The following is a 14,994-nucleotide window of genomic DNA, read 5'->3' on the forward strand; positions in this document are numbered from 1 at the left end:
CCATCGCCCCCAACTTGTCAGAACTACCTTCCGATCCTTCCCGCAGCGGCCACGGCAACGCGCCGCCGCTGCAACAACCTCCGCTCTGGCGCCAGCTGCAGTTGACTGCGGCGGCGCTGGCGTCGATCCGGGCCGGCACCTCGGGTTCGGTGGCCTTCGAAGCCGTCGAGCCCGCGCTGCGGCCCGGCGTGCAGGCGCTCGGCTTCCAGGTGCTTCGCTGGCTCGGCCGCGCCGAAGCTCTGCGCCGGCACCTGGCCAAGCGCACGCCGCCGCCCCTGCCCGATGCACTGCTGTGCACCGCGCTGGCGCTTGCCTGGGACGCCACGCACGCACCCTACGAGCCTTTCACGCTGGTCGACCAGGCCGTCGAGGCCGCCAAGCGCAACCCGGCCACGCGGGCCCAGGCCAGTTTCATCAACGCCTGCCTGCGGCGCTTCCTGCGGGAGCGCGACGAGCTCGTGGCCGCCACCGACACCGAACCCGTCGCGCAATGGAACCATCCGCGCTGGTGGATCGAGCGCCTGAAGCGCGACCATCCGCGCGAGTGGCAGCGCGTGCTGGCCGCCGACAACGCGCAGGCGCCGATGACGCTGCGGGTCAATGCGCTGAAGACGACGGCCGCCTCCTATCTCGCCGAGCTGGAGGCCGTCGGCCTTGGCGCTACGCGCGTGGGGCCCAGCGGCCTGCAGTTGGCGCGTGCCCGCCCCGTGCAGCAGCTGCCCGGGTTTGCCGATGGCGCCTGTTCGGTGCAGGACGCCGCCGCGCAGATGGCCGCGCCACTGCTGCTCGAAGGCCTGCTGCCAACGGCGAAGTCCGGCGAGACGGCCACGCCGCTGCGCGTGCTCGATGCCTGCGCCGCCCCCGGCGGCAAGACCGCCCACCTGCTCGAAATGGCGGGCCCCGGCGCCATCGACGTCACCGCGCTGGAAGTCGATGCCGCGCGCAGCCGCCGCATCGACGAAACCCTGGCCCGCCTCGGGCTCCAGGCCAAGGTGCTCGTCGCCGATGCGGCCCAGCCGGCCCGGTGGTGGGACGGCACGCCCTTCGACGCCATCCTGCTCGACGCGCCGTGCACCGCCTCAGGCATCGTGCGGCGCCATCCCGACGTGCGCTGGCTGCGCCGCGAAAGCGACACCGCCCAGCTCGCCGCCCAGCAGGCCGCGCTCCTGGCGGCCCTGTGGCCGCTCGTGCGGCCCGGCGGACGGCTTCTTTACTGCACTTGCTCCGTGTTCCGCGAAGAGGGTTCGCAACAAATTGATGCGTTTCTTGTACACAACACCAACGCACGATTGCTGCCGTCGCCGGGCCATTTGCTGCCCCAAAGCGGATCGAATGCCCGCGGCGTCCCGGACAATGCCTTTGGTGACCACGACGGCTTCTTCTACGCCCTGCTTGAAAAGCGTCCGCGTTGAGCGACGGCGCGGGCTGCTCCTGTCGCTGCCCGTCCTGCTCTGGATCTGGGCGATGTGGATGGCCTTCCTGCCGGCTCCGGCGGCCGCGCAGGGCCGCAACGGGGCGTCGATCACGCAGATGCGCCTGGAGCAGTCCGACGACGGCATCTACTTCAGCGCCGCGGTGCAGTTCGAGTTGCCTTCGCTGGTCGAGGAGGTGCTCGACAAGGGCATCGCCATCTATTTCGTGGCCGAGGCCGAGCTCTTCCAGGAGCGCTGGTACTGGACCGACCGCAAGGTCGCGCAGGTCACGCGCCACATGCGGCTGGCCTACCAGCCACTCACGCGGCGCTGGCGGCTCAACGTGTCGGCGGCGCCGATGACCGGTGCGGCCGGCTTGGGCATCTCGCTGAACCAGAACTTCGACACCCTCGGCGACGCGCTCGACGCCATCAAGCGCGTCGGCCGCCTGCACATGGGCGACGTGGCCGAGATCGGCGACGACCCGCAGCACCAGGTCACCTTCCGGTTCAGGCTCGACACCTCGCAGCTGCCGCGCCCCTTCCAGATCGGCGTGGTCGGCCAGGCCGACTGGAACATCGCCGTCGAGCGCACCGCGCGGCTCACGGTGGAGAAGCAGAAGTGAGCACTGCGGCGCGCAGCGGCACGCCGGCCTCGCAGGCCGCGAGCCGCGCGCGGGCCCGGCGCTGGGCCATCGGCGTCGGCGCCGCGCTGGTCACGGCCATCGGCCTGGTGCTGATGTTCCTGCTGGCGCAGGCCACCAACAACCGCGCGCTGTACGAGCGCTACTACGTACGCCTGTTCGGCATCAACGTCGTGGTGGCAGTGCTGCTGGTGCTGGTGATCGGCTGGGTGGCCTTCCGCCTGCTGCGGCGACTGCGGCAGGGCAAGTTCGGCAGCCGGCTGCTCATCAAGCTCGCGGCCATCTTCGCGTTGGTGGGGGTGGTGCCGGGGGCGCTGGTCTACGTGGTGTCGTACCAGTTCGTCGCACGCTCCATCGAGAGCTGGTTCGACGTCAAGGTGGAAGGCGCGCTCGACGCCGGCCTGAACCTCGGGCGGGCCACGCTCGATTCGCTGTCCGACGACCTCGCCGTGAAGACGCGCAGCGCCAGCGCGCAACTGGCGCAGGTGCCCGACGCCAGCGCGGGCCTGGCGCTCGAGCGCATCCGCGACCAGCTCGAAGCCAGCGACGTCATTCTCTGGACCGGCAGCGGCCAGCTGGTGGCCAGCGCCGGAACCTCGCGCTTCCAGCTCAACCCCGAGCGCCCGACGTCGCAGCAGTTCCGCCAGGTGCGACCCGAGCGCGCCGTCGCGCACGTCGAGGGGCTGGACGAAACCACCGCGGCGGGCGCCACGCCGCCGGCCGCCAGCGTGCGCGCGCTCGCCATGGTGCAAAGGCCGGGCTTCGACTTCGATACCGCGCCGCGTTATCTGCAGGTCACGCGGCCGCTGCCGCCCGCGGTGGTCGCCAACGCGCTGGCGGTGCAGGAGGCCAACCGCGAATACCAGGAGCGCGCGATCGCGCGCGAGGGGCTGCGCCGCATGTACATCGGCACGCTCACGCTGAGCCTGTTCCTCGCCGTGTTCGGCGCGGTGCTGCTGGCGGTGCTCTTCGGCAACCAGCTCGCGCGGCCGCTGCTCGTGCTGGCCGACGGCGTGCGGCAGGTGGCGGCCGGCGACCTGCGGCCCACCGCCGTGCTGCAGGGCAAGGACGAGCTGGGCGGCCTTACGCGCTCCTTCGCCGTCATGACACAACAGCTGGCCGATGCGCGCGGCGCGGTCGAGAAGACCATGGGCCAGCTCGATGCGGCGCGCGCCAACCTGCAGACCATCCTCGACAACCTGACCTCGGGCGTGATCGTGCTCGATGCCAAGGGCACGGTGCTGTCCACAAACCCGGGCGCGACCCGCGTGCTGCGCGCGCCGCTTGCGGCCTACGAAGGCCGGCCGCTCATCGAGGTGCCCGGGCTGGCCGAGTTCGGTGCCAAGGTGCAGCAGCAGTTCGAAGACTTCCTCGTCGAGCGCATGCAGCACGGCCTCGACCACTGGCAGCACGCCTTCGAGCTGCATGCCTCCGGCGCCGACCTGCCGCAGCAGGACGGCGCCATCAACATCGTCGCGCGCGGCGCCGAGCTGCCCGGCGCCGCCCGGCTGCTGGTGTTCGACGATATCTCCGAGATCGTCTCGGCCCAGCGCGCGCAGGCCTGGGGCGAAGTGGCGCGACGGCTCGCGCACGAGATCAAGAATCCGCTCACGCCGATCCAGCTCTCGGCCGAGCGGCTCGAGATGAAGCTCTCCGGCAAGGTGCAGCCGCCGGAGCAGGCCGTGCTCGTGAAGTCGGTGAAGACCATCGTCGACCAGGTCGATGCGATGAAGCGGCTGGTGAACGAATTCCGCGACTACGCGCGCCTGCCCGCGGCCGACCTGAAGCCGGTGGACCTGAACGCCCTTCTGACCGACGTGCTCCAGCTCTACAGCGCGGAGAACCTGCCGATCACGCTGCGCTCCGAGCTCGACGAGCGCTGCCCGCCCGTCCGGGGCGATGCGCAGCAGATCCGGCAGGTCATACACAACCTGTTGCAAAACGCGCAGGACGCGGCAGAGGCCGCCGCCAGCGGCACAGGCAAGGTCGGCGAGGTCATCATCCGCACGCGGCTCGGCGACTCCGGCCAGCGCGTGCGCCTGACCGTGCAGGACAGCGGACCGGGCTTCGCCGAGAACATCCTCAAGCGCGCATTCGAGCCCTACGTCACCACGAAAACAAAAGGTACCGGTTTGGGCCTGGCGGTCGTCAAGAAGATCGCCGACGAGCACGGCGCGCGCATCGAGCTTTCCAACCGCGTCGTCGATGGGGCTGTAGCGGGGGCACAAGTCTCGCTATCATTCGCGCTGGCAGGCGAGCCGCAGGCAGCGGTCGCTCACACCGAAGATTCGTCGAAGTCTTCCGCCGCCTGAGTCGCACGAACGAACGAATGTCCGTCGCACAGGCGATGGATCGGCCAGCGACTCGACAAACATTGCAGACACCAGCGCACACAACAAGCATCACTCATGGCAAACATTCTCGTGGTCGATGACGAGCTGGGCATCCGGGACCTGCTCTTCGAAATTCTCAATGACGAAGGCCACAACGTGGAGCTCGCGGAAAACGCCGCCGAAGCTCGCGCTGCACGCCAGCGCGCACGGCCCGATCTCGTGCTGCTCGACATCTGGATGCCCGACACCGACGGCGTCACGCTGCTCAAGGAATGGTCCACCTCGGGCCTCCTGAGCATGCCCGTCATCATGATGAGCGGCCACGCCACCATCGACACCGCGGTCGACGCCACGCGCATCGGCGCGTTCGCCTTCCTCGAAAAGCCCATCACCATGCAGAAGCTGCTCAAGGCGGTGGAGCAGGGCCTGGCCCGCGAGAGCGCGCGCCGTGCCGCAGCGGGCGTGGTGCCCACGCCGGTCACCGGCAGCCAGTCGGCCGCCATCACAACGACGGGCGACAGCCTGCTGATGGCGTCGCTGGCCGCCGTGCCCGTGGCCGATGCCGGCCCGCAATCGACCCAGAGCTTCGACCTCGACCGCCCGCTGCGCGACGCGCGCGACGGTTTCGAGAAGGCGTACTTCGAGTTCCACCTTGCGATGGAGAACGGCTCAATGACCCGCGTCGCCGAGAAAACCGGCCTCGAGCGCACCCATCTCTACAGAAAACTCAAACAACTTGGCGTCGACCTTTCCAGAGGGCGTAGAAGCGCTGTATAATTTGAGGCTGCACACAGCAACGGCCCGGTAGCTCAGTTGGTAGAGCAGCGGATTGAAAATCCGCGTGTCGGTGGTTCGATTCCGCCCCAGGCCACCATCTTTCTTTCTCGGTAGAACCCAAGACAGCTTAAAAGTCCTTGTATATCAAGGACTTAGCCTGAAAAGGCGGCTCAGGCGGCATCACCAGATCTCACATAGTCCCGTTCTTGCGTGTACCCCACGGTGTACCCCAGACTGCTTTTCAACCGCAGTTGATTTTGGGTACACCATGGGGCAACTCAACGAACTTCAGATCAGGGCGGCAGCGCCGCGTGACAGGGAATATTTGCTGGCGGACGGCGAGGGCCTTTACCTTCGCGTGCGACCGACCGGCAAAGTGTGGGTCTATCGTTACAAACGGCACGGCAAAGAAGCCAAGCTCAGTATCGGTCACTACCCGGCGGTGACACTCGCGACGGCGCGCCGGAAAGCGCGCCTCGAAGCCGAGAAGCGCGCCGATGGTGTCGATCCCCGGGAGGCCCGGCGCGTAGAGGTCGAGCGTGCTCGTGTCGCACGCCTCAATACCTTCGAACTGACCGCCCGGGCTTGGCATGTGCAGGCGTGGAAGGACCGCGAATGGTCGGCCGGCTATGCCGGAAAAGTTATGCGCCACCTAGAACTGCACGTTTTTCCCTGGATCGGTGCGCTCGCCATCGAGGCCATCTTGCCGACCGAGGTGGTCCGATGTCTGCACCGCATCAAGGAGCGCGGCAATCTGGAGACGGCGCAGCGAGTGCGCGAAGCGGTGCAGCATGTGTTCCAGTACGCTGTCGACGTGGGCGCGCTAGATCCGGCTCGGAACTTCGTGAACGGTCGCACGGGCGGCCTGCCGCCACCTCGCACTCGACACTATGCGGCCATCACGGATCCGCAGAAGCTCGGCCAGTTGCTTCGTGACATGCGTGCGTACAACGGCAATGTCATCACGCGTGCGGCCTTGCAGCTATCGCCCTTGTTGTTCCAGCGGCCTGGTCAGCTGCGCCTGGCGCATTGGGAAGATGTAGATCTCAATCAGGCGCTGTGGCGTTGCCCACCCGAGAAGATGAAGTTGAGGGAGTGGAAGAAGCGAGACGTACGCACGCCGGCACACCTCGTGCCGCTGCCGACACAGGCGGTCGACATTCTGCGCGATATCCATCCGCTGACCGGTCCTAGCGGGCCGATCTTCCGCAGCATGTCGAAGCGTTCCGAGAAGACGCGGTACATGAGCGACAACACCATCAACAGTGCGCTGCGTACGTTGGGCTATGACACGAAAGAGCAGATCACGGGCCACGGGTTTCGCGCCACGGCCCGGACGCTGATCCGCGAACTGTTGGGGTGGGATCGTGAGGTAATCGAGCGGCATTTGGCGCACGGCTCCGATGAGGAGTTGGGAAGCGCCTATGACCGCGCCACTTTTCTGAATCAACGGCGCCAAATGATTCAATTGTGGGCGGATCTGCTTGATGATCTGGCTGCGGACACGGGGTTGGCGGTGCCTGTTTGCACGGAGTTTGCGACGGTAAGGACGAGCGAGATGGGCGTGGAGGAGGCTGGCTCTTTCCACCGAACTGCTCAGCTCGAGGTTTGATTCGAAAGCGATGCTGACGCAGCGGGCGGCTACACCTCCTGCCTCCCACCTCCTGCCTTCTACTTGAACTCGTCCACCGTCAGGCCCAGCTTGCGCACCTTGTCGTGCAGCGTCTGGCGCGCGATGCCGAGCGCGGCGGCGGTGGCCGGCTGGTCGCCGCGCTGGCGCCGCAGTTCCTCGACGATCACCGCGCGTTCGAACGACTCCACCTGCTGCGGCAGCCCGCGCGGCAACGCGGGCACGCCCTGCGCGCCACCACCGGCGCCGCCGTACGTCTGCGTGAGGCGCTCGCCGAGCAGGCCCAGCACGAAGCGGTCGGCCACGTTGCGCAACTCACGCACGTTGCCGGGCCACGCGTAGGCCATGAGGTCGGCGAGCTGCGCGTTGCTCAAGAGCGGCGCGGGGCGGTCGTAGCGGGTCGCGGCCTGCAGCGTGAAGTGCTCGAAGAGCAGCGGGATGTCCTCGCGGCGCTCGCGCAGGGGCGGCAGCTCGATGAAGGCCACGCCCAGGCGGTAGTACAGGTCGGCCCTGAACTTCTGCTGGTCGCTCATGGCCTTGAGGTCGTCTTTGCTCGCGGCCACCACGCGGCAGTCGAAGGGAATGGTCTTGTTGGAGCCGATGCGCTCGATGCTGCGCTCCTGCAGCGCGCGCAGCAGCTTGATCTGCACCGCCATCGGCATGCTCTCGATCTCGTCGAGGAAGAGCGTGCCGCCGCTGGCGTATTCGAACTTGCCCACGCGCATGCGGCTCGCGCCGGTGAAGGCGCCGGCCTCGTGGCCGAAGAGCTCGCTCTCGGCCAGCGACTCGGGCAGGCCGCCGCAATTGAGCGGCACGAAATGCTGGCGCCGTCGCGCGCTGTGGTCGTGCAGGCAGCGCGCGACGAGCTCCTTGCCGGTCCCGGTCTCGCCGTACACCAGCACGTCGGCGGAGGTCTCGGCCAGCGTCTTCACGGTCTGGCGCACCTGCTGCATCTGCGCTGATCGGCCGATCAGCACCGACTGGATGCCCTGCCAGTTCTCCAGCGCGTCGCGCAAAGCGCGCACCTGCAGGCTGAGCTGCCGCCGCTCGATGGCATGGCGCACGATGGCCACCAGCCGCTCGGAGCTGAAGGGCTTCTCGATGAAGTCGTAGGCTCCCTCGCGCATGGCCTGCACCGCCATCGCGATGTGGCCGTGGCCGGTGACCAGGATCACCGGCAGCTCGGGGTCGACGCCGCGCAGCTCGGGCAGCCACTCGGTGCCGCTCAGGCCCGGGAGGCGCACGTCGCTGATGACGACGGCGGGCACGCCGAACGTGATGTGCGGGCGCGCGCGCTCGGCGCTGGGAAAGGACTCGACTTCGAAACCGGCCAGGGTCAGCACCTGGGTGGTACTGACGCGGACGTCTTCGTCGTCCTCGATCAGCATCACCCGGACGGCAGGGGCTTCGCTCACTTGGGGATCACTCCTGTTGTGCAATGGAAAGGGCGTCGGAAACCGGCGGATGGCTGCTGCTGTCGTGCATCACGGCGATGGCCGCCGGCAGGTCGATGACGAAGCAGGCCCCGCCGCCGTCCAGGTTGGCCGCGCGCAGCGTGCCGTCCATGGACCGCACCAATTGTGCCGAGATGACGAGACCCAGTCCCAGGCCCGAGCCGGCGGCCTTGCCGGTGACGAAGGGTTCGAACAGGCGCTGCAGGATGTCGGGGCGGATGCCCGGGCCGGTGTCGGTCACCGACAGCAGCACCCGGCCCTCCTTCGGCCGCGCCTGAAGGCGCAGCTTGCGCACCGGCGCGTCCTGCATGGCGTCGATGGCGTTGCGCATCAGGTTGGCGAGCACGCTGCCGAGCGCGGCTTCTTCCGCCATCACGCTCAGCGCGGCGGGCTGCACGTCGACCTCGATGGTGACGCGCTGCTTGCGCGAAGCCTCGGCCACGATCACCTGCGCGTCGGCGATCGCGTGCGACAGCAGCACCGGCGCCAGCGGAAGCTCGCTCTTGTAGGCGAAGGTGCGCAGCTGCGAGGTCAGGCGCGCGAGCCGGTCGACCATGCCGCGGATGCGCTCGAGGTTGCCGCGCACGTCGTCGAGGCGGTTCTTGTCGAGCAGGATGGCCGCGCTTTCCGAGAGCGTGCGCATGGCCGTGAGCGGCTGGTTGAGTTCGTGCACGACGCCGGCCGACATCTGCCCGAGCGCAGCCATCTTGCCGGCATGCACCAGCTCGCCCTGCGCCGCGCGAAGCTGCGCGGTGCGCGCGGCCACGGTCGATTCGAGCGTGTCGTGCGCCGCCTGCAGCGCGGCCTGATTGGCCAGCTTCTGGCGCACCGCGCGGCGGCGCTGCCACAGCGCCACGGCCACCAGCAGCAGCACCGTCATCGCGAGCCCGGCGGTGATGGCCGCGTTGCGCGCGGCCAGGCGCAGCGGCGCGAGGTTGTCCAGCACCACCAGCTGCCACGGCGCGCCGCGCAGGGTGCGGGCGGAGGCGAGCTGGTCGACGCCGTCGAGCGAGATCACCTGCACGTCGCGGTCGAGCGCCTCCTTCTGGGTCCATTGCAGCGGCTGCAGCGCGGCCTCGCCGTAGGGTCGCGAGCGCAGCACCTCGGCGCGCTGCAGGGCGTCGAGCGGCAGCAGCGGCCGGAACTTGATGTCCTCGCGCGTGGAAAGGATGACCACGCCGCGCTGATCGATCAGCGCCACGTCGCCCGGCAGCTTGCGCCAGGTGCGCTCGGCCTCTTCGAGATTGATCTTCACGGCCACCACGCCGCGCGAGGCCTGCCCGCGCCGCAGCGCATAGGAAAGGTAATAGCCCGGCTTCTTGCTGGTGATGCCCACGCCGTAGAAGCGGCCCCTGCCCTGCCCCAGCGCGTCGATCACGTAGGGCCGGAACGACAGGTCCTGGCCCACGGTGGTGCCGGGCTTGTCCCAGTCGGAGGCCGCCAGCGAGGTGCCGGAGGCGTCGAGCACGTAGAGCATCTCCGCCCCGGCCGCGGCATTGACGCCGTCGAGGTAGCGGTTGACCGAATCGCGCAGCCGCGTGTCCGCGGGCGTGCCGAGCAGCGCCGGCACCAGGGGCGCCATCTCCAGCAGCGCGGGCAGGTAGTCGAAGCGGGCCAGGTCGGCGTCGAGGCCGGTGGCGAGCATGTCGAGGCGGTGGTCGGCCGCTTCGCGCAGCCGGGCCAGGCCGGTCTGCATCGCGACCTGGTAGCCCGCGAAGGCGGCCACGGCCACCAGGGCCAGCGCGCCGCCCCAGCGGGGCAGGCCGCGCCACCCTCTTGTCGCCTGGTCGGAATGTGGTTCTAGACGCCGGGCCGGCTCCCTTGGATTCATGGGCCCGTTATTGCACAAGGCTGGGCCGCCCGCATTAGTGGCAGCCCGATGGCCCCTGGGCGGGGCCGGAGGGAGCGGAAAAAAAGATCAGGAAGCCTGGCGCGCGCCGCTGGCAGGCATGTGCGCCTCGGTGGCGTCGAGCACGCGCTCGGGCTCGTCGGCCTCGGCCGTGCTTTCCTGGTTCAGGTGCTGGTTCATGCGCACGGTGTCGAGGTCGCCGGTCCACTTGGCAACCACCAGCGTGGCAACGCCGTTGCCGATCAGGTTGGTGAGCGCGCGGGCTTCCGACATGAAGCGATCGATGCCCAGGATCAGCGCCAGCCCCGCCACCGGCACGTGTCCCACCGCCGACAACGTCGCCGCCAGCACGATGAAGCCGCTGCCGGTGACGCCCGCCGCGCCCTTGGAGGTGAGCAGCAGCACCGCCAGCAGCGTGAGCTGCTGCGTCAGCGTCATGTCGGTGTTGGTGGCCTGCGCGATGAACACGGCCGCCATCGTCAGGTAGATGGAGGTGCCGTCGAGGTTGAACGAGTAGCCGGTCGGAATCACGAGGCCGACCACCGACTTCTTCGCGCCCAGGTTCTCCATCTTGGCCATCATGCGCGGCAGCACCGACTCGCTCGACGAGGTGCCCAGCACGATCAGCAGTTCTTCCTTGATGTACTTGATGAACTTCCAGATGCTGAACCCATGGAACTTCGCGATGAGCCCCAGCACCACGAAGATGAACAGCAGGCAGGTGGCGTAGAAGGTGGCCATCAGCTGGCCCAGCTGCAGCAGCGAGCTCACGCCGTACTTGCCGATGGTGAACGCCATTGCGCCGAAGGCGCCGATGGGCGCGACCTTCATGATGTAGCCGACGATCACGAAGAGCACGTGCGAGCCCTTCTCGATCACGTCGAACACCAGCGTGCCGCGGCCGCCGAAGCGGTGCAGCGCGAAGCCGAACATCACCGCGATCAGCAGCACCTGCAGGATCTCGCCCTTGGCGAAGGCGTCGACCACCGTGCTCGGAATGATGTTGAGCAGGAAGTCGGTAGTGCTCTGCATCTTGCCCGGGCCGGTGTAGGCCGCGATGCTCTTGGTGTCGAGCTGGGTCACGTCGATGTTCATGCCCGCGCCGGGCTTGAGCACGTTCACGAGCACAAGGCCCACGATCAGCGCGATGCTGCTGACGATCTCGAAGTACAGCAGCGCCATGCCGCCGGTCTTGCCGACCTTCTTCATGTCTTCCATGCCGGCGATGCCGACCACCACCGTGCAGAAGATGATCGGCGCGATGATCATCTTGATCAGCTTGATGAAGCCGTCGCCCAGCGGCTTCATGGAAGCGCCGGTGTCGGGATAGAAATGCCCCAGGAGCACCCCGAGCACGATGGCCGTGATGACCTGGAAGTACAGGGATTTGTAGAAGGGCTTGGGGGCGGTCTGGTGTTCCATGGGGGTGCTCATTGGTTTGTCTCCAGGTTCGTGACCGGGCCCCGCATCGGGGGCGCACGGCCGGCCGGTGGTTCAGCAATCGACATGCCACGGCCGGCAAGGGCCGGCGGGCGCCCTAAGTCCTTGATTTCACGGGGCTTTTCTCCGCGGGGCGCGAGGCGCTCCGCCGACGATCCGGATGCCGCCGACCGGCCCCGTCCGAGCTTCCGGATCGTCGGCACCGGGTAAACCCTAGGCACCCGGCGGTGTCAGACTCGGCGCATGAACGACAACGCCCGGCCGGAGACGGCCACGGAAGGCGCTTCGAAGCGCATCGCCCTCACCGTGGCCGCCGCCTTCTTCATGGAGACGCTGGACGCCACCGTCATCGTCACGGCGCTGCCGGCCATCGGCGCCGGCTTCGGCATCGGGGCGCTCGATGCGAGCCTGGGCGTCACGGTCTACCTGATCGCGATGGCGGCGCTGGTGCCTGCGGCGGGCTGGTGCGCGGGGCGCTTCGGCGCGCGACGGGTGTTCGCGCTGGCGGTCGGCACCTTCACCCTCGCCTCGCTGGCCTGCGGGCTTGCGCCGACTTTCGAGTTCTTCGTCGCGGCGCGCGTGCTGCAGGGCGCGGCCGCCGCCTTCATGTCGCCGGTGGGCCGGCTGGTGGTGCTGCGCGAGACGCCGAAGCACCGGCTGATCGAGGCCATCGGCACCATCACCTGGCCGGGTCTCATCGCGCCGGTGATCGGGCCGCCGCTGGGCGGGCTGATCGCCACGCATGCGTCGTGGCGCTGGATCTTTTTGCTGAACGTGCCGCTGGGCCTGGTGGGCCTGTGGCTGGTGATGCGGCTCTTTCCGCGCCGGGCCGACGCCGCGCCGGTGCGCTTCGACGCCACAGGCTTCGTGCTCACAGCCATCGCGCTGGCCGCGCTGGTCGAAGGCCTCACGCGGCTGGGCGGGCCGCAGCCGGGCTCGGCCGTCACGCTCGGCCTGTTGGCCGCCGGCGTGGTGACAGCGCTCGCCGCGGTGTGGCACGCGCGGCGCGTGGCGGCGCCACTGCTCGACCTGCGCGCGCTCGCGGTGCCGACCTATGCGCTGGCCACAGCGACCGCCGGCTTCGTCTCGCGGGTCGCCATCAACGCCTCGCCCTTCCTGCTGCCGCTGATGTTCCAGATCGGCTTCGGCATGAGCGCCTTCCATGCGGGCTCGATGCTGCTGGTGTACATGGCCGGCAACCTCGTCATGAAGAGCGCCACCACGGCGGTGCTGCGGCGCTTCGGCTTTCGCCGCGTGCTGACGGTGAACGGCGCGATCTGCGCCGCCACGCTCTTCGGCTGCGGGCTGCTGTCGCCCGGCGACCCACTGCCGTGGATGTGCGTGCTGCTGTTCGTGGCGGGCATGGCGCGTTCGATGAACTTCACCGCCATCAACACGCTCGCCTTCGCAGACGTGCCCGACGAGACACGCGCCGGCGCCAGCACGCTCGGCACGATGCTGCAGCAGGTGTCGCTCGCGCTCGGCGTGGCGCTGGGGGCGATGGTGCTCGGCGCGTCGCAGGCGCTGCGCGGCGCGCCGGCCGTGGAGCTCGCCGACTTCAGGCATGCCTGGTACGTGGTCGGCCTGCTGATGGCCGTTGCGACGCTGATGACGCTGCGGCTCGACCGCCATGCGGGCGTGGCGGTATCGCGGAGGTCGTGAGAACATCTTCCGCTGCTTTTCCTTGACGACGGAGATTCGCTTCATGCCACTTCACATCGGCATCGTCGGCTGCTCGGCCGAAGGCGCTGCGCTCTGCTATCGCACGCTGTGCGTCGAAGGCGCCAGCTACATGGGCCACGCGCATGCACACCCCGAGGTCTCGATGCACACGCATTCGCTCGCCGCGTACGTGGACTGCCTCGATCGCGGCGACATCGACGGCGTCGGGCAGCTGATGCTGTCGTCGGCACGCAAGCTCGCCGCGGCCGGCGCAGACTTCCTGATCTGCCCCGACAACACGATCCACCAGGCGATGCACATCGTGCTGCCGCAGTCGCCGCTGCCGTGGCTGCACATCGCCGAGGTGGCCGCGGCCGAAGCGACGTCGCGCGGCTTTCGCAGCGTGGGCGTGCTGGGCACGCACTGGCTGGTGAACAGCGAGGTCTATCCGCGGGCACTCTCGGCCGCCGGCCTGGAAGCCGTGCGCCCCGAGGCCGGGGAGCGCGCCACGATGGGCCGCATCATCATGGACGAGCTGGTGCGCGGCGTGATCAGGCCAGAGTCGACCGCGGTGCTGCAACGCATGATCGACGGCCTGAAGTCGCGCGGCTGCGATGCCGTGGTGCTGGGCTGCACCGAGCTGCCGCTGGTGCTGAACGACGGCAACTCGGCGCTCCCCACGCTCGACTCCACGCGCCTGCTGGCCCGCGCGGCGCTGCGGCGCGCAACGGCGGCCGGCTGAGCTTTCGATCCAACTGGAAACAAGGAGACATCGATGCCCGACATCGCCACGATGCAGAAACTGCTGGACACGATCTTCCCCGGCCTCATGGGCGTGCGGCTCACCCAGCTCGAGCCCGAGCGCGTGGTCGCGCAGATGGAGGTGCGGCCCGACCTGTGCACCGCCGGCGGCATCCTCCACGGCGGCGCCTACATGGCATTCGCCGACACGCTCGGCGCTGTCGGCACCATCGTCAACCTGCCCGAGGGCAAGCGCACGACGACGACCGACTCGAGCACCAAGTTCATCGCGGGCGCGCGCGTCGGCACCACGGTCACCGGCACCAGCGTGGCGCTGCATCGCGGGCGCACGACGCAGGTGTGGCAGACCTCGGTGACCAATGCCGACGGCAAGCTGTGCGCGGTGGTCACGCAGACGCAGCTGGTGCTCGACTGAGGCGCCTGGTCGCACCGCCGGCGCGCGTCGGCATGCGCTTACGGTCGCTTCGCACAGCGTCCTATCGACGCACCCGCCATGGTTCCTAGCCTGGGATTCAGGCGCCGGACATCCTCATCCCTGTGTGCAACCAACGCCGGTGCCCCCAAGGAGATGACCATGAACAAGCTCATATGGTCCTGCGCCGTCGCGTCCTGCCTCGGCGTGCTTTCGGCCCACGCCCAGATGAACACGCCGCCGGCGGCAACCGTCGATCCGGCCGTTGCCGAACTGAAGGCGGGCCGCGACAAGATCGCGGCCGACTACAAGGCCGACCGCGCCGCATGCGACGCCCTGAAGGACAACGCCAAGGATGTCTGCGTCGAGGAAGCCAAGGGCAAGGAAAAGATCGCCAAGGCCCAGCTCGACCAGAAGCTGATGCCCAGCGACAGCAACGCCCGCAAGGTGGCCGAAGCCAAGGTGGAAGCGGCCTACAGCATCGCCAAGGAAAAGTGCGACGACCAGAAGGGCGACGCCAAGTCCGCCTGCGTGAAGCAGGCCAAGGCCGACGAGGAGAAGGGCAAGGCCGAAGTCAAGGCGATGAAGAAGTAGCGGCGAAGAAGCGGGCCCGCCCTACG

General features: G+C 68.6%; 12 protein-coding genes and 1 tRNA gene. 10 read left to right on the top strand and 3 right to left on the bottom strand.

The genetic code is table 11. The features are described 5' to 3' along the window. The first annotated feature begins 14 nt into the window (after positions 1–14). The 6 genes from rsmB to FHT32_RS26860 all read left to right on the top strand — a co-directional run bounded on the left by rsmB (position 15) and on the right by FHT32_RS26860 (position 6,777). Complete coding sequence (gene rsmB, locus FHT32_RS26835; RefSeq protein WP_176667626.1) at positions 15–1,412, top strand: 16S rRNA (cytosine(967)-C(5))-methyltransferase RsmB; 1,398 nt, start codon at positions 15–17, stop codon at positions 1,410–1,412. Continuing rightward, entirely contained in the window at positions 1,393–2,037 is a 645-nt protein-coding gene (locus tag FHT32_RS26840) for a DUF4390 domain-containing protein (protein ID WP_256099171.1), read from the top strand. Before rsmB ends, FHT32_RS26840 begins: the two co-directional genes overlap by 20 nt. Continuing rightward, complete coding sequence (locus FHT32_RS26845) at positions 2,034–4,367, top strand: ATP-binding protein (RefSeq protein ID WP_176667627.1); 2,334 nt, start codon at positions 2,034–2,036, stop codon at positions 4,365–4,367. Before FHT32_RS26840 ends, FHT32_RS26845 begins: the two co-directional genes overlap by 4 nt. Before the next feature lie 96 nt (positions 4,368–4,463). After that, complete coding sequence (locus FHT32_RS26850; RefSeq protein WP_176667628.1) at positions 4,464–5,165, top strand: response regulator; 702 nt, start codon at positions 4,464–4,466, stop codon at positions 5,163–5,165. 21 nt (positions 5,166–5,186) lie between these two features. After that, positions 5,187–5,262: transfer RNA gene (locus tag FHT32_RS26855), tRNA-Phe, on the top strand. Between the two features lie 171 nt (positions 5,263–5,433). After that, positions 5,434–6,777, top strand: a complete 1,344-nt coding sequence (locus FHT32_RS26860; RefSeq protein ID WP_176667629.1) for an integrase arm-type DNA-binding domain-containing protein — start codon at positions 5,434–5,436, stop codon at positions 6,775–6,777. Positions 6,778–6,836: 59 nt separating this feature from the next. Here the strand turns inward: FHT32_RS26860 and FHT32_RS26865 are convergent, their stop codons facing one another. The 3 genes from FHT32_RS26865 to FHT32_RS26875 all read right to left on the bottom strand — a co-directional run bounded on the left by FHT32_RS26865 (position 6,837) and on the right by FHT32_RS26875 (position 11,520). Then, complete coding sequence (locus tag FHT32_RS26865) at positions 6,837–8,210, bottom strand: sigma-54 dependent transcriptional regulator (RefSeq protein ID WP_176667630.1); 1,374 nt, start codon at positions 8,208–8,210, stop codon at positions 6,837–6,839. A gap of 7 nt (positions 8,211–8,217) precedes the next feature. After that, on the bottom strand, positions 8,218–10,080 hold the full coding sequence (locus FHT32_RS26870; protein WP_176667631.1) for an ATP-binding protein: 1,863 nt from the start codon (positions 10,078–10,080) through the stop codon (positions 8,218–8,220). An 87-nt stretch (positions 10,081–10,167) separates the two neighbouring features. Continuing rightward, positions 10,168–11,520, bottom strand: coding sequence for a dicarboxylate/amino acid:cation symporter (locus FHT32_RS26875; protein ID WP_176667886.1), 1,353 nt, complete (start codon positions 11,518–11,520; stop codon positions 10,168–10,170). A gap of 261 nt (positions 11,521–11,781) precedes the next feature. Between FHT32_RS26875 and FHT32_RS26880 the strand changes: the two genes are divergently transcribed. The 4 genes from FHT32_RS26880 to FHT32_RS26895 all read left to right on the top strand — a co-directional run bounded on the left by FHT32_RS26880 (position 11,782) and on the right by FHT32_RS26895 (position 14,968). Continuing rightward, on the top strand, positions 11,782–13,200 hold the full coding sequence (locus tag FHT32_RS26880) for an MFS transporter (protein WP_176667632.1): 1,419 nt from the start codon (positions 11,782–11,784) through the stop codon (positions 13,198–13,200). 43 nt (positions 13,201–13,243) lie between these two features. Next, positions 13,244–13,942 carry an aspartate/glutamate racemase family protein gene (locus FHT32_RS26885; RefSeq protein ID WP_176667633.1) on the top strand — a complete coding sequence of 233 codons (699 nt, stop codon included), beginning with the start codon at positions 13,244–13,246 and terminating at the stop codon, positions 13,940–13,942. A 33-nt stretch (positions 13,943–13,975) separates the two neighbouring features. After that, the gene (locus FHT32_RS26890) at positions 13,976–14,377 is read left to right on the top strand and encodes a PaaI family thioesterase (RefSeq protein WP_176667634.1); all 402 of its coding nucleotides are present in this window, start codon (positions 13,976–13,978) and stop codon (positions 14,375–14,377) included. A 159-nt stretch (positions 14,378–14,536) separates the two neighbouring features. After that, complete coding sequence (locus tag FHT32_RS26895; RefSeq protein WP_176667635.1) at positions 14,537–14,968, top strand: hypothetical protein; 432 nt, start codon at positions 14,537–14,539, stop codon at positions 14,966–14,968. Positions 14,969–14,994: the final 26 nt, after the last annotated feature.

Origin of the sequence: Variovorax sp. SG517, assembly GCF_013376045.1 — a bacterium.
Taxonomy (GTDB): domain Bacteria; phylum Pseudomonadota; class Gammaproteobacteria; order Burkholderiales; family Burkholderiaceae_C; genus Variovorax.

Bases quoted from the DNA above. Each gene is read 5' to 3' on its own strand.
- FHT32_RS26895 (WP_176667635.1), top strand. From the start codon at position 14,537: ATGAACAAGCTCATATGGTCCTGCGCCGTCGCGTCCTGCCTCGGCGTG.
- FHT32_RS26875 (WP_176667886.1), bottom strand. From the start codon at position 11,520: ATGGAACACCAGACCGCCCCCAAGCCCTTCTACAAATCCCTGTACTTC.
- FHT32_RS26885 (WP_176667633.1), top strand. From the start codon at position 13,244: ATGCCACTTCACATCGGCATCGTCGGCTGCTCGGCCGAAGGCGCTGCG.
- FHT32_RS26880 (WP_176667632.1), top strand. From the start codon at position 11,782: ATGAACGACAACGCCCGGCCGGAGACGGCCACGGAAGGCGCTTCGAAG.
- FHT32_RS26860 (WP_176667629.1), top strand. From the start codon at position 5,434: ATGGGGCAACTCAACGAACTTCAGATCAGGGCGGCAGCGCCGCGTGAC.
- FHT32_RS26870 (WP_176667631.1), bottom strand. From the start codon at position 10,080: ATGAATCCAAGGGAGCCGGCCCGGCGTCTAGAACCACATTCCGACCAG.
- FHT32_RS26890 (WP_176667634.1), top strand. From the start codon at position 13,976: ATGCCCGACATCGCCACGATGCAGAAACTGCTGGACACGATCTTCCCC.
- FHT32_RS26850 (WP_176667628.1), top strand. From the start codon at position 4,464: ATGGCAAACATTCTCGTGGTCGATGACGAGCTGGGCATCCGGGACCTG.